The organism is Haloarcula sp. H-hyl6, from assembly GCF_056934455.1.
Genome location: NZ_JBRIIK010000001.1, coordinates 2,132,290 through 2,146,257, shown reverse-complemented (window position 1 = coordinate 2,146,257; position 13,968 = coordinate 2,132,290). Strand labels below are relative to the sequence as shown.

Genomic DNA, 13,968 nt, shown 5'->3' with positions numbered 1-13,968 from the left:
GGGTCAAAACCTCCCGGGATGTGTACCCGACTCCGGTCGGTACGTTGAAAGCCGAGACGCCCGAGGCAACCTGTATGGACGGCAATCGGTGGGCGACGATAGCGGGGTTCGCGGGGGCGCTCCTCGTGCTCTGTGTCCTGGTCTGGGTCGTCGGCGTGGACCGGACGTTGCGCGCGCTCCTGATGGCCGACCCGGCCGCGTTGGCCGTCGTCGTCGGCATCGCCGTCGTCTGGCTCACGTCGTGGGGACTGGCGCTCTGGGCGGTCCTCCGGGCGCTCCGGACCGAGATTCCGGCCCACACCGCCGTCCTCGTCTACGCGGCGGCCGTCTTCTCGAACAACGTCACCCCGTTCGGGCAGGCCGGGGGCGAACCGCTCTCGGCGCTGCTCATCTCCTCGGCGGCCGACAGCGAGTACGAGACGGGGCTGGCCGCCATCGCCAGCGTCGACACCGTCCACTTCGTCCCCTCGGTGGGGTACGCCATCGTCGGATTCACGTTCGTCGCGGCGGGTGCCGTGCGACTCGGCCGAAATCTCGTCTTCGCCGCCGTCGCCGTCGCGGTGCTCGCGGTCGGACTGCCCGTCGCCGCGTACCTGGGGTGGCGCTACCGCTACGAACTCGAAGCCGCCGTCGTCAGCCTGTTCACGCCGGTCATCAAGCTGTTCGGCCGGGTCGTCCCCCGCCGGTCGCCCCCGACGACGGCCGTCATCGAGACGCGCATCGAGAGCTTCTTCACGGCCATCGACCGCATCGCCACCGACCGGGAGACGCTCCTCCAGACGCTCGGCTTCTCTGCGCTCGGGTGGGCGTGTCTGGCCGCCTCGCTGTGGACGTCGCTGTACGCCGTCGGTCACACCGTTCCCCCGGCGACCGTTCTGCTCGTGGTGCCCGTCGGCAGTATCGCCAGCATCGTCCCGCTCCCCGGCGGGTCCGGTGCAATCGAGACGGTGCTGGTGACGCTGCTCGTCTCGACGGTGCCGCCGCTCACCGGGCCGGCCGCGGCCTCGGCGGTGCTCATCCACCGCGGTGCGACGTATCTGCTCCCGACGCTGGTGGGCGCGGGCGTCGCAAGCGCCCTCGGCGCGGACCGGGCCGCCGCCAGCGCGGGGGAGTGAACGGTTCACGCCCGGGGACGCGAACGATGCGCTTAAATGACGCCGACGGAAACCATGGGCCAATGACGACACTCTACGACGCGCCCGCCGAGGACCTCATCGAGGCCCTCACCGAGAAGCTCGAAGCCGAGGACGACATCGAGGCCCCCGAGTGGGTGGCCGTCGCCAAGACCGGCGTCGACCGCGAACTCCCGCCCGAACAGGACGACTTCTGGGCCCGCCGCGCCGCTAGCCTCCTCCGAAAGGTCGCCGTCGACGGTCCCGTCGGCGTCAGCAAGCTCCGGAGCGAGTACGGCACCTCGAAGCAGGGGACCACCCGCTACCGCGTCCGCCCCCACCAGAAGTCGAAGGGGTCGGGCAACATCATCCGCACCGCGCTCCAGCAACTCGAAGACGCCGGCTACGTCGAGACGAGCGAGAACGACGGCCGCCGCGTCACGGGTGACGGTCGCGCACTCCTCGACGACACCGCGGGCGAAGTCCTGCAGGACCTCGACCGTCCCGAACTCGAACGCTACGCCTAACGCCGCGTCTCACCGTTTGCCCCGCAGTCAGGGGTCCGAAATCGTTTTCCGGCAGACGCCGGTAGTTCTCCATAGCTATGAGTGGAGACCCCAGCGAGGAGGAGCTAGAGGAACTCCGACAGAAGAAGATGGAACAGCTCAAAGAACAGCAGGGCGAGGGCGACGCCGAGGCCCAGCAGGCCGCACAGGAGCAGGCCGAAGCCCAGAAGAAGGCGCTGTTGCGCCAGCACCTCTCCGACGGCGCGCGCAAGCGCCTCAACACGGTGAAGATGTCCAAGCCGCAGGTGGGCGAACAGGTCGAACAGCAGGTGGTCGCGCTGGCCCGGAGCGGCCGCATCCAAGACCAGATAGACGAAGAGCAGATGAAAGAGCTCCTCTCGGAACTCACGCCCGACTCGAAGAGCTTCGACATCAAGCGCCGCTAGATGCACTGCGGACTGCTGTACAGCGCCGGCAAGGACTCGACGCTGGCGGCCCTTCTGCTCGACCCCTTCTACGAGGTGACGCTGGTCAGCGGCACGTTCGGCGTCGTCGACCCGGACCCGGCACGTGAGGCCGCCGACGCCGTCGGGTTCGCCCACGAGACGGTCGGACTGGACCCGGACGTCGCCCGCGACGCCGTCGACCGGATGCGCGAGGACGGCTACCCGCGCAACGGCATCCAACAGGTCCACGAACACGCCGTCGAACGGGTCGCGGCAGGCGAGTGGGCGGACTCGCTGGACGCCGTCGCCGACGGGACTCGCCGGGACGACCGGGTGCCGACCGTCGACCGACCGCTGGCACAGAGCGTCGAGGACCGCTTCGACGTGGACTACCTCGCACCGCTCGCGGGAGTCGGCCGCGGGGCCATCGACGCGATGGCCGCCCAGCGGTTGGACGTGGAGTCCGGCCCGAGCGCCCAGATACCGAAAGCCGATTACGAGGTGGAACTGCGGGCGCTGTTGGCCGACGAACACGGTGCGTCGGCCGTCGACGAGGTGTTCCCCGAGCACACGCAGTCGCGGGTCGTCGGGGTGCGGTGAGCGCGTGTCGATTTGTGACCGATACGCGCTGCGTGCCGGTCGGGGATTTCTGGCTGTCCCGTCCGGTCTCGACACCGTTCTCTCTCACTACCCTCGTTGCTAGCCCAGAACGGACAGGTTCAAGCGCGCCCTGCCTGTACGCGGGTGTATGTACGACCGCGTCAAGGGCTTTCGCGACTTCTACCCCGAAGAGATGCAGGCGCGTCGCTGGGCCATGGACACCGTCGAGTCCGTGGCGACGCGCTACGGCTTCCGGGAAATCGGGACGCCCGCGCTCGAACCGACGGAGATGTACACGGACAAGAGCGGCGAGGAAATCGTCGAGGAACTGTACAGCTTCGAGGACAAGGGCGGGCGGAGCGTCGCGCTGACGCCGGAACTCACGCCGACCGTCGCCCGGATGTTCGTCGAGAAGCAACAGGCGCTCTCGAAGCCGGTCAAGTGGGTCTCCACGCGCCCGTTCTGGCGCTACGAGCAGGTCCAGCAGGGCCGCTTCCGCGAGTTCTACCAGACCAACGTCGACATCTTCGGGTCCTCGGACCCCGCCGCCGACGCCGAGATTCTGGCCGTCGCCGTCGACATGCTCACCGACCTCGGCCTCACGGACGAGGACTTCGAGATTCGGGTCTCTCATCGGGACATCCTCTCGGGGCTGCTCGAATCGTTCGACGCCGACGTAGACACGCGCGAGGCCATCCGTGCCGTCGACAAGCGCGCGAAAATCGAGCGCGAGGAGTACCTCGACACGCTGTACGAGACCGGTCTGAGCTACGAACAGGCCGAAGAGTTCGACGACTTGCTCCAGAGCGGCGAGGACGAACTCGACGCGCTCGCAGCGCGGTCCGAGGCCGTCGCCGAGGCGACCGAGAACCTCCGGGCCGTCCTCGAAGCCACCGAGGACTTCGGCGTGCGTGAGCACCTCTCGCTGTCGCTGACGACCGCCCGCGGACTGGACTACTACACCGGCGTCGTCTTCGAGTGCTTCGACTCGACGGGCGAAGTCTCGCGAGCGGTGTTCGGCGGCGGCCGCTACGACGACCTCATCGAGGGCTTCGGGGGGCAACCGACGCCGGCCGTCGGCTTCGCGCCCGGTCACGCGACGCTCCAGCTGCTGTGTCAGCGCGCCGGCGTCTGGCCCGAAGAGGAACTGTCGACGGACTACTACGTCCTGCAGGTCGGCGACACCCGACCCACCGCGGCCCGCATCGCCCGGGACCTGCGGGAACTGGGCCACGTCGTCGAGACGGACCTCGCGGACCGCTCGTTCGGCGCGCAGATGGGCTACGCCGACGGCATCAACGCGGAGACGGTGGTCATCGTCGGGGAACAGGACCTCGCGAACGACGAGGTGACGCTGAAGGAGATGGACGAGGGCGAGCAGATTTCCGTCCCGGTCGACGCGTTCCCCGGCGACCACGACCGGCCGACGTTCGAGGACTACGCCTAGAGCGGGCGTTCCATCTCGTGTTCGGCCCGGTCACGCAGGCGCGTCTCGAAGCCGACCTTGTCGTACAGTTTCATCGCGACGTGGTTGGTCCGCGAGACGGCCAGCCAGACGTGGGCCAAGCCGTTTTCCTGTCCGTAGCCGAGCAGTACCTCGATGAGTCGTGTCCCGATGCCCGCCGACTGGTACTCCGGATGGACGAAGATTGCCAGTTCCGAGGAGTCCCGCGACGGGACGAGGACGGCGTGACCGACGGGGTCCTCGCCGTGCCAGACGACGACGTTCAGCCCCTCGTCCAGTAGCGTCTCGACCCACTCGCGTATCTGCTTCTCCCCGCGGGGCGGGACGCCCTGCGCGCGGGAGTCGGCGTCGAACTGTGTGTACATCGCCACCAACGGGTCCGCGTCGCCGTCGTACGCGTCGACGTCCACCGTCCTTCCCTCTTGGTCGGTGAACGTGACGGGCGGGCGCGGGAACTGACGGACCTCTTCGGCGGACGGAGCCATTGTGTCGACCGTACGGCGGGGACGTTCCTAAACCCGTCTATCGTTCCCGATGTCCGAGAGTCGGGCCGCACAAGTGGTTGCCCGCCGAATCTCGGCCATGCGCGCGTATCGAGTCGCCTACGACGGCCGGCCGTACAACGGGTTCCAGCGCCAACCGGACGTCCCGACCGTCGAGGACGCGCTACTGGACGCGCTGGACCGACTCGGCGTCCGCGAGCGAGCGGCGGGACCGCCGGCGGGGTACGCGGCGGCCGGTCGGACCGACGCCGGCGTCTCGGCGGTCGCACAGACCGTCGCCTTCGACGCGCCGGACTGGCTCTCGCCGGCGGCGTTCAACAGCGAACTCCCCGCGGCTGTCCGCACGTGGGCCAGCACAGCGGTGTCCGACGACTTCCACGCGACCCACGACGCCGCCGAGCGGACCTACGTCTACCACCTTCACGCGCCCGCGACCGTCGACGGCCGGGCGCGGGATGCGTTCGACGCACTCCGTGGCACCCACGACTTCCACAACCTCACGCCCGACGACGAGGGGACCGTCCGAACACTCGACGGCGACCTCGCCCGTGATGGGGACTACCTCGTCCTCGAACTCCGCGCGGGCGGGTTCTGCCGCCAGTTGGTCCGCCGGGTGGTCGGTCTCGTCGCCGAAATCGCCCGCGGGGAGTCCCCGCCATCGAAGGTCGACCGGGTGCTCGACAGCGACCCGCTCTCCGGTCCCGAGGGCGTCGCGCCCGCCCCGGCGTACCCGCTGGCCCTGACGGACGTGACCTATCCAGGCGTCTCGTTCGCCGCCGACGCCGACGCGCGCGAGAGCGCCCGCGAGGTGTTCGAAGACCTGCGGGCCGAACGCCGGACGGCGGCGAGAATCGCCGGGACCGTCCTCGACGGCCTGCCGTAGCCCGGAAAGGCTTACCACGACCCCTCGCTTAGGCGGGGCCATGAGTTCGGTACCCGCACGCGGCGACATCGACGAGACGTACAAGTGGGACCTCGAATCCCTCTTCGCGACCGACGAGGACTGGGAGGCCGCCTACGAGGAGGCCGAGTCCCTCATCGAGGACCTCGAAGCCTACGAGGGGCGGGCGACCGAGGACGCCGAGACCCTCCTGGCGACCCTCGAAACGTACGAGGAACTGATGCGGACCGTCTCGAACGTCGCCTCTTACGCCCGGATGCGCAAGGACGAGGACACGACCGACGACACGTATCAGGCGCTGACAGCCCGGTCGCAGTCGCTCTCATCGGACGCCAGCAGCGCGGCCTCCTTCCTCGACCCGGAACTGCAGGAACTGGAGTGGGCGGACATCGAGGCGATGATGGACGCAGAACCCGAACTCGAAGCCTACGAGCACTACTTCGACGACGTGCTCCGGATGAAAGAGCACACCCGCTCGACCGAAGTGGAGAACCTGCTTGCGGAACTCGGCGAGGTCACGGGCGCGCCGGGCGAGGTGTACAACATGCTGGCCAACGCCGACATGGAGTTCCCCACGGTGGAGGGCCCCGATGGCGACGATCAGCCCATCACCCTCAACAACTTCACGACCCTCCAGAAACACCCCGACCGCGAGTTCCGACAGCGCGTGTACGAGGCGTTCTACGACGAGTGGGAGACGGTCCGCAACGCCGTCGGCACCGCCTACAAGAACGCGGTCAAGACCGACGTGAAGATGGCGCGGGCCCGCAACTACGACAGCGCCCGCGAGGCCGCGCTGAACGGGCCGAACGTCCCCGTCGAGGTGTACGACACGCTGGTCGACGCCGTCCACGACAACCTCGATACGCTCCACCACCACGCCGAACTCAAACGCGAGGCCATCGGCACCGACGAGTTGCGGATGTGGGACCTCTACACCCCGCTCGTACAGGAGGAGTCGCCCGAAATCGAGTACGAACAGGCCTGTGAGTACGTCACCGAGGCCGTCGCGCCGCTGGGCGAGGACTACCAGTCGCGCCTCGCGGAGGGCCTCGAGTCGCGCTGGGTGGACGTCTACGAGACGAAACACAAGCAGTCGGGCGCGTACTCGGGCGGCACCTACGACTCCCAGCCGTTCATCCTGATGAACTATCAGGACGACGTCGAATCGATGTACACGCTGGCCCACGAACTGGGCCACTCGATGCACTCCGAGTACACCAGCGAGGAGCAACCGTTCGTCTATTCGGGCTACGAGATTTTCGTCGCCGAGGTCGCCTCCACGGTCAACGAGACGCTGCTGACCCACCACCTGCTGGAGACCGTCGAGGACGAGCGACTGCGCCGGCACGTCCTCAACGAGTACCTCGAACGGTTCCGGTCGACCCTCTATCGCCAGACCATGTTCGCGGAGTTCGAACACCGGACCCACGAGATGGCCGAGAACGGCGACCCGCTGACGCCCGATAGGCTGGACGACCTCTACGCCGAACTGAAGGGCGAGTACTACGCCCCCGCCGAACTCGACGACCGCATCGCCCGCGAGTGGATGCGCATCCCGCACTTCTACCGGGCGTTCTACGTCTACCAGTACGCGACGGGCATCTCCGCGGCCGTGGCGCTGGTCGACGGCATTCTCGAAGAGGGCGAACCCGCAGCAGAGCGCTACGTCGACTTCCTCCGAAGCGGGTCTCGACAGTACCCGCTCGAACTCCTGCGGGACGCCGGCGTCGACATGGCGAGTCCCGACCCGGTCGAGTCGGCGCTCTCGACGTACGGCGAGTACCTCGACGAGTTCGAGCGCCTGCTCTGAGTACGCTCGCCCTGTCCGACCACTCCCACTTCGGCACGTCGGCGACCCCTGGAGCGTATATATACGTTTCACTCATTACCCCACCCAAAGGCACTTTGTGTCTCAACCGTGTAGTACCGGCCAGCCAAATGTCGCGTAGTCCCTCGCTTCCGGAGCGGCCGCGGTTGGACCTCGACCCCGACATGACGCCCGAAGAGCGTCTCGAGGCACTCCGGGACCACTTCGAAGACATCGTCCGCGTCAACGAACAACTCACCGAGCAACTGAACGACGCCCGCGACCGGCGGGAGGACCTCACCGACGAGGTCGACCAGCTAGAGCGGGAGAACGAGACGCTGAAGACCTCCTCGCTGTACATCGCCACGGCCGAGGAGCTCACCGACGACGGCGTCGTCGTCAAACAGCACGGCAACAACCAAGAGGTGCTGACCGAAGTCTCTCCCTCTATCCGCGACTCGCTGGAGGCGGGCGACCGCGTGGCCATCAACGACTCCTTCTCGGTCAAGGAGATTCTCGACCCCGAGACCGACGCCCGCGCACAGGCCATGCAGGTCGACCGCTCGCCGGAGGTGTCCTACGAGGACATCGGCGGCCTCGAAGAGCAGATTCGCGAGGTCCGCGAGGCAGTCGAGGAACCGCTGGTCAACGCCCAGCAGTTCCGCGACGTGGGCATCGAACCGCCGAGCGGGGTCCTGCTGCACGGCCCGCCGGGGACGGGAAAGACGATGCTGGCGAAGGCCGTCGCCAACGAGACCGACGCCACCTTCATCAAGATGGCCGGCTCCGAACTGGTCCGGAAGTTCATCGGCGAGGGCGCACGACTCGTCCGCGACCTGTTCGAACTGGCCAGCGAGCGCCAACCGGCCATCATCTTCATCGACGAGATTGACGCCATCGCGGCCAAACGGACGGAGTCGAAGACCAGCGGGGACGCCGAAGTCCAGCGGACGATGATGCAACTGCTCTCGGAGATGGACGGGTTCGACGACCGGGGCGAGATTCGCATCATCGCGGCCACGAACCGCTTCGACATGCTCGACCGCGCCATCCTGCGCCCGGGTCGGTTCGACCGCCTCATCGAGGTGCCCAACCCGGACGTCGCCGGCCGCGAGCGCATCCTCGAAATCCACACCGAGGAGATGAACCTCTCCGAGGACGTCGACCTGCGGGCGATGGCCCGCGAGACCGACGGACTCTCCGGCGCGGAACTGGCCTCGCTCTCGACGGAGGCCGGGATGTTCGCCATCCGCGACGACCGGACGACCGTCCGACAGCGCGACTTCCGCGACGCGTTCGAGAAGATTTCACAGGACGAGGAGACGGGCAGTCAGCCGGTCGCCTTCGCCTGATTCGGTTTCTTCGTTGGCCGTGCCCGCTTCGCTCGCACACAACGCCTCGAAAACCGTTTCGTGAAACGGCCGGAAGTCGCGTTTTCGAGCGTGTCTCCGGTGAAACCGCTCACATCGTTCGCGGTCTGTTCGTGTCAGCCTGCCCTCCCCCCTCGCCAGCGATGGACCGCTGGCGCGGCCACCGTGGGACAGGGCCGGTCCGGGTATCCGTTCACTCGCCAGTACCGCGTGCGACGGCGTAGGCCGAACCCCGGAACCGGAACCGGGTCGTCTCGGCGTCTGACCCCACCACGCTGTCCACGACGTGGTCGTCCGTGCGCACCACCACTCGGTCTACGTCGCTCGTGAGGGAGGGGAGGGCGTTCCGGAGGCCGCGGCCGTCGGACGCGAATCCGCCGGGGGACATCACCTGTTCGGCGAGGAGTCGTCTCTCGGCGTCGTCTGCACGTCGGAGCGTGAACGTCGCGTCCGGCGGGTGGTCGCCGTCGCCGTATCGCTCGGTCGTGACCGTGACCGTCGACCCGTCGCGCTCGGCGGTGGCGTCCTCGGTCGGTGCTACCGTCACCGGGTCGCCGACGAGTTCGACCAGCGCGCCGCTCTCCGGTTCGGGGTGGCCGTAGCCGGCGACGACGGCGTACTCGCCGCCGCCGAGGTAGCCCCGAGTGAGGCCGCCGTGACAGTCTCCGCCGGTGGGGACCGCCTCGCCGTTGAACGCGCGGAGCGGCCACTGTTTGTTCCCGCCCGGCGGGAGCTGTCGGCAGTCGGAGGTGTGTATCCGCGGCCCGACGTGGAACCACTCGCCGTCGACGAGTTTGTACAGGTTCCAGTGGCCACACCGGAGCCGTTCGTGACTGTGGTTGACCACCTCGAACTCGACGAGACCGTCGAGTTCGACGCGCTCCGTCGAGGGGCGGACGAACGCGACCGTCTCGGCGTCGGCCTCGTGGAACCACTGGACTGCCCCCTCGCCGGGGAAGGGCGGGAGCGACCGGCCGGCGAATCGCGACTCCGTGTCGGGGCCCGGACTGGTCGTGTCCCAGACCGAAAGCGTCGCTTCCTCGCCGAATTCGTACGTTCCGGTCGGCCGACCGCCCATGCCCGGCGACCCGACCACCTCGTACTCCAGTCGGACCCACTCGCCGGGAGCCATCCGGCGCGTCTCTACCATCCACGGGCCGACGTCCTCGACGCGCCAGTATCCCGTCTCGTCGCGGACGACCGCCGGGACCGTCGCCGCGAGGTCGTTGTTCTCGGTCGGTGCGAGGTGGAGGCTGGCCTCGTGGTCGTAGCCGCGCGGTTGCCGGGCGTGGACTCGACCGACGACGGGCATCCACTGCACCCGGAAGGTGTTCTCGAAGTCGTTGCCGTTCCTGAGCCACCCCCGGAGTCGGGCGGGGTGGTCGGCCGTCGCGGTGCGGTCGAACCACAGGGCCACTCGACCGCCGTCCTCCCCGCGAAGGTACGGCGAGAGTGCGTACGTCCGTGGCCCGGTCTCCAACTCGACTACGTGCGATGGCTCCTCGGGTCGCGGTGGCTCGCCAGTCCGGCGGTCCGCGTCGGTGTCTCGCTGTGGCTGTGAGTGCTCGGTCCCGTCTGTCTCTATTTGGTCGACCGCCGTGTGCGTGGGATCGCTCCCGCTACCGAACGAACACCCCGCCAGACCGGTCCCGGCGGCCGCCAGCGAGGTGAGGAGGGCGCGTCGTCGCATGTTCCGAGGGTCGGACCCTCGTAGTAAACGCTTTCTGGAGGGTCAACCGCGGTTTGAGCGACGGAACGCCGCGCGATTTAAGCGGTCCCGCACGGTAGCGGGTCGCGTGCACGAGCGCGGACACACACGACGGGCGTTCCTCGCCGGCGTCGGCACCGCCGTCGCCGGGTCGCTGGCTGGCTGTCAGTCCGGGTTCGACCCGCTGGCCTCCACGTCGCTGGACGAGTTCGCGGCGACCCAGTTCCGGCAGGGGCTGTTGAATCAGGGCTACACCGACCGGGCGATTCCGGCGAGCGTCGAGAAAGCGTGGGAGCTACCGACCAACCGCGGCGACCACACCGCGGCGAAGGGGAGTCCGGTGCTGGCGCCGACGGGGGACCTCGTCGTCGCCGACGACACCGGCCGGGTGCGGGCCGTCTCCACCGACGGCGAGGTTCGGTGGGCGACGACCATCACGCAGGCGGGTCGCGGGAGCCACGGCACCGCCGCAATCGCCAACGAGACGGCCTACGTCGGGACCTACGACGGCGCGCTGTCGGCGCTCGACCTCGAAACCGGCGAGCGGCGCTGGCGGACCGAGCTCGGCGACGCCATCGGCGCGAGTCCGACCTACTACAACGGCGTGCTGTACGTCGCCGTCGAACACGCCGCTCCCAGCGGAAGCGTCGCGGCCGTCGACGCCGCCACCGGCAGTGTGCAGTGGCGGGACTCCCGGCCGACGAACCACCCGCACTCGACGGTGGCGCTCTCCAGAGACGACGGCCGCCTCCTGTTCGGGTCGAACGACGGCCACGTCTACGCGTGGTCGTTCCCCGACCTCGAACGCGCGTGGACCCACGACACGGGCGGCGACGTGAAAGCGCCCATCGCCATCGCCGACGGCCTCGCCATCGTCCCCTCGTGGGCGGGCACCATCACCGCGCTGAACGTTGCCGACGGCTCCGTCGAATGGGAGTTCGAGGCCGACGCCGACTTGATGTGTGCGCCCGCCGTCGATTCGGGCACCGTCTACGTCGGGAGTCACGACGACAACCTCTATGCAATCGACCTCGACAGCGGCGAGGAACGGTGGCGCTTCGACACCGGCGGGTGGGTCATCGGGAGCGCCGTCGCCACGCCCGACCACGTCCTCGTGGGGTCCTACACGTCGACGCTCTACGCGCTGGACCGCGAGAGCGGCGACGTGACGTGGGCCGTCGACAACCGCGGCCACGTCACTAGCGCGCCGTTGGTCACCGAGGATGCCGTCTACTACACCGAGCGAGCGGTCGACGGTGAGGCCGACCGGCCCGGGAACCTGTACAAACTGGTGGCTAACTGACCGCTCGGCTCGCTTCCGGTGCCGCCACTTTCAGCACCGCCCGCACTGATTGGCCGCCCGTCAGGGGATGGTCCAGAGAGGCACTCTGGTGGCCGGCAGTAGTGCTCTCTCGACGTAGCGCGGATTCGAGCGACCTTAGTCCGACTCGGCGGTGGCGTCGTGACTCGCGGTGGCCTGCACGTCCGCGCCGTCGGCGTGGAACTCGCCGAGCGTGTTGTAGAGGCCGCGCTCGTAGATATCCGGCTCCTTGCTGATACCGATGTGGGACCCTATCTTCGCGTCGGCCCAGTAGGCGCTGTGTGGCCCCTCGAACAGGCGCTTGAGCAGTCGCGGGTCGACGTCCATCTTCACCCACCCGTCGTCGTAGTCGTCGGTGTCCAGATTCCGGGTGTAGTCGAACCCGCTGCCGTCCATCGACAGTTCCAGACAGACGTCGTCGACCAGCGGAATCAGGACGGTGGTGTCCGTCTCGTAGCCGATGCGGGCGCGTTTCCCCTCCATGTTCTCGTAGGCCAGCGGGACGTACGCCCGGAACTCGTCGAGGGTCGGCATCGGGTCCGATTCGTAGTCGAACTCGCGGGGGGCCAGTTCCTCCTCGATGTACCGCTGTTTCGCCTCGGGGTCGACCGGTTCGAACGGGGCCGACCGCTCGCCCGTCCTCACGTCGACGTACTCGCCGGAGTTGAGGAAGACGCACTCGTGGGCGTCGTCGGTGTTAGCCTCGAAGAAGGCCTTCGCGTCCTTCCGTGGCGGGTTGGCGGTGTACTCGTTGAGGTGTGCGAGGTCGCCCGCGAGGACGTACTCGCCGGCGAAGGGCATGTAGTAGGTCGGTTCGAACAACTCGATGAAGTTCAGCGCGAGTTCGTGTTTCTCCTGGATGACCCGGTCGCGCTCGGCGATTTTCGTCTCGTGGTCGTAGTTGGTCACCGCCTGCGGGTAGAACTGCGCGGCGCTGTACTGGTGACAGAGCATGTCCACCTCGCCGTAATCCTGCTTTATTTTCTCGCAACTGGGTTCGGCGATGGGGTACGGACAGTCGTTCGTGTTGACGAGGGTGTACTCGCCGTCGTCGATGACCGCCATCGAGTCCACCTGCGTCGACCCGGTCTGGTCGGCCTCCGTGTCGTACCACGTACACCCGAAGAAGTTGCCACAGCGTTCGGGGTCACAGCCGTCGGCCGCGAGGACGTTGATGTGGGTGTCGCCGCCGAGGTGGGTCCGCTCGTCGTGCGGGAGTTCGACCGCCTCGAAGCCGAGGTCCTCGACCGCCTCTTTCAGGTAGTCCCACCGGTAGTCGTGGATGAGGACCGGGATGTCCGTGTCCATCCGTTCCAGCGTCTCCGGGTGGAAGTGGTCCGGGTGGACGTGGGAGACGTAGATGTAGTCGACGTGGTTGAAGTCCTCGGGCTCGAACTCCGGGGCGGGGTAGTGCGCCCACGACCCGTAGTACGCCCCGTCGAGGAGCCACGGGTCACACAACACGTCCACGTCGTCCGTCTCGACCAACACCGCCGCCGATTCGAGATAGGTCACTCGCATGGACCGACAGGTGGTGCGACCGGGCCATTGTTATCACTGCGTTGTCCGAAATAGTCCGGCGTTATCGGAGAGAAAATCCCCCTTATCTGCCGATAAGGCACTCGAAACGGCCTTTCACTACCATGGCGCCCCTTATCCTGTGGGTCGGGGAAACGAAACGCCTTACCGCTCGGGTCGTCGATGCTCAGCCATGAGCACGATTCGGGTGGTGTGGGGCACCGCCACCGGCCCGACCGCGCTGTCGTCGTACGACGCGGCGCTGGCCCAGGCGGGCGTCCACAACTACAACCTCGTGACGCTCTCGTCGGTCATCCCCGAGGGGCCGGCCATCGAGGTGACCGGGACGGCACCGGACCTCGGTCCGCCCGGCGAGGCGCTGGAAGTCGTCCAGTCCGCCGCGACGGCCGCGCCGGGCGAACGCGCCGCGGCCGGCATCGGGTGGGCACGCAGCGAGGGCGGCCCGGGCATCTTCTACGAGGTGGACGGCACCGACCCCGACGCGGTCCGCACCGAGATTCGAGAGGGCCTCGCGGCCGGGCGTGACCTCCGCGACTGGGACTTCGTCGAGGAGTCGGTCCACGTCGAGGCCGTCGCCCCCGAGGAGGCGCACGCCAGCGCCGTCGTCCTCGCCACTTACGGCGAGAGCCACCCGGTCGTCTGACCCCGCCTTTCCGGTAGTCACGGGGTTTTTAGTACCCTACCGCC

Annotated in this window: 13 protein-coding genes; 10 read left to right on the top strand and 3 right to left on the bottom strand. The window is 68.0% G+C overall.

The features are described 5' to 3' along the window. The first annotated feature begins 74 nt into the window (after window positions 1-74). From Hhyl6_RS11095 to hisS, 5 genes are all read left to right on the top strand, one after another. On the top strand, window positions 75-1,115 hold the full coding sequence (locus Hhyl6_RS11095) for a lysylphosphatidylglycerol synthase transmembrane domain-containing protein (RefSeq protein ID WP_483739253.1): 1,041 nt from the start codon (window positions 75-77) through the stop codon (window positions 1,113-1,115). A gap of 62 nt (window positions 1,116-1,177) precedes the next feature. Continuing rightward, complete coding sequence (locus tag Hhyl6_RS11090; protein WP_483739252.1) at window positions 1,178-1,639, top strand: 30S ribosomal protein S19e; 462 nt, start codon at window positions 1,178-1,180, stop codon at window positions 1,637-1,639. 77 nt (window positions 1,640-1,716) lie between these two features. Next, complete coding sequence (locus Hhyl6_RS11085) at window positions 1,717-2,064, top strand: DNA-binding protein (RefSeq protein ID WP_483739251.1); 348 nt, start codon at window positions 1,717-1,719, stop codon at window positions 2,062-2,064. Next, on the top strand, window positions 2,065-2,664 hold the full coding sequence (locus Hhyl6_RS11080; RefSeq protein WP_483739250.1) for a DUF7411 family protein: 600 nt from the start codon (window positions 2,065-2,067) through the stop codon (window positions 2,662-2,664). 148 nt (window positions 2,665-2,812) lie between these two features. After that, window positions 2,813-4,111: a histidine--tRNA ligase gene (gene hisS, locus Hhyl6_RS11075; protein ID WP_483739249.1), complete on the top strand. Its 1,299-nt coding sequence runs from the start codon at window positions 2,813-2,815 to the stop codon at window positions 4,109-4,111. On the opposite strand, the gene Hhyl6_RS11070 is transcribed toward hisS, so the two are convergent. Then, window positions 4,108-4,614, bottom strand: coding sequence for an N-acetyltransferase family protein (locus tag Hhyl6_RS11070; protein WP_483739248.1), 507 nt, complete (start codon window positions 4,612-4,614; stop codon window positions 4,108-4,110). The genes hisS and Hhyl6_RS11070 overlap by 4 nt on opposite strands. 97 nt (window positions 4,615-4,711) lie before the next feature. Here Hhyl6_RS11070 and truA point away from each other — a divergent pair, with 97 nt between their 5' ends. The 3 genes from truA (at window position 4,712) to pan2 (ending at window position 8,695) form a co-directional block, all read left to right on the top strand. After that, window positions 4,712-5,515, top strand: coding sequence for a tRNA pseudouridine(38-40) synthase TruA (truA, locus tag Hhyl6_RS11065; protein ID WP_483739247.1), 804 nt, complete (start codon window positions 4,712-4,714; stop codon window positions 5,513-5,515). Window positions 5,516-5,555: 40 nt separating this feature from the next. Beyond that, window positions 5,556-7,346 (top strand): oligoendopeptidase F, encoded by a 1,791-nt coding sequence (gene pepF / locus Hhyl6_RS11060; RefSeq protein ID WP_483739246.1) that lies wholly within the window; start codon window positions 5,556-5,558, stop codon window positions 7,344-7,346. 128 nt (window positions 7,347-7,474) lie between these two features. Then, window positions 7,475-8,695, top strand: coding sequence for a proteasome-activating nucleotidase Pan2 (gene pan2, locus Hhyl6_RS11055; RefSeq protein WP_483739245.1), 1,221 nt, complete (start codon window positions 7,475-7,477; stop codon window positions 8,693-8,695). Window positions 8,696-8,906: 211 nt separating this feature from the next. Here pan2 and Hhyl6_RS11050 read toward each other — a convergent pair whose 3' ends face one another. Then, complete coding sequence (locus Hhyl6_RS11050; protein WP_483739244.1) at window positions 8,907-10,403, bottom strand: hypothetical protein; 1,497 nt, start codon at window positions 10,401-10,403, stop codon at window positions 8,907-8,909. A gap of 106 nt (window positions 10,404-10,509) precedes the next feature. Between Hhyl6_RS11050 and Hhyl6_RS11045 the strand changes: the two genes are divergently transcribed. Continuing rightward, window positions 10,510-11,724, top strand: a complete 1,215-nt coding sequence (locus Hhyl6_RS11045; RefSeq protein WP_483739243.1) for an outer membrane protein assembly factor BamB family protein — start codon at window positions 10,510-10,512, stop codon at window positions 11,722-11,724. 135 nt (window positions 11,725-11,859) lie between these two features. Here Hhyl6_RS11045 and Hhyl6_RS11040 read toward each other — a convergent pair whose 3' ends face one another. Next, the gene (locus Hhyl6_RS11040; protein WP_483739242.1) at window positions 11,860-13,263 is read right to left on the bottom strand and encodes an MBL fold metallo-hydrolase; all 1,404 of its coding nucleotides are present in this window, start codon (window positions 13,261-13,263) and stop codon (window positions 11,860-11,862) included. 190 nt (window positions 13,264-13,453) lie between these two features. Here Hhyl6_RS11040 and Hhyl6_RS11035 point away from each other — a divergent pair, with 190 nt between their 5' ends. Then, complete coding sequence (locus tag Hhyl6_RS11035; protein WP_483739241.1) at window positions 13,454-13,924, top strand: pyruvoyl-dependent arginine decarboxylase; 471 nt, start codon at window positions 13,454-13,456, stop codon at window positions 13,922-13,924. The last annotated feature ends 44 nt before the right edge of the window (window positions 13,925-13,968 follow it).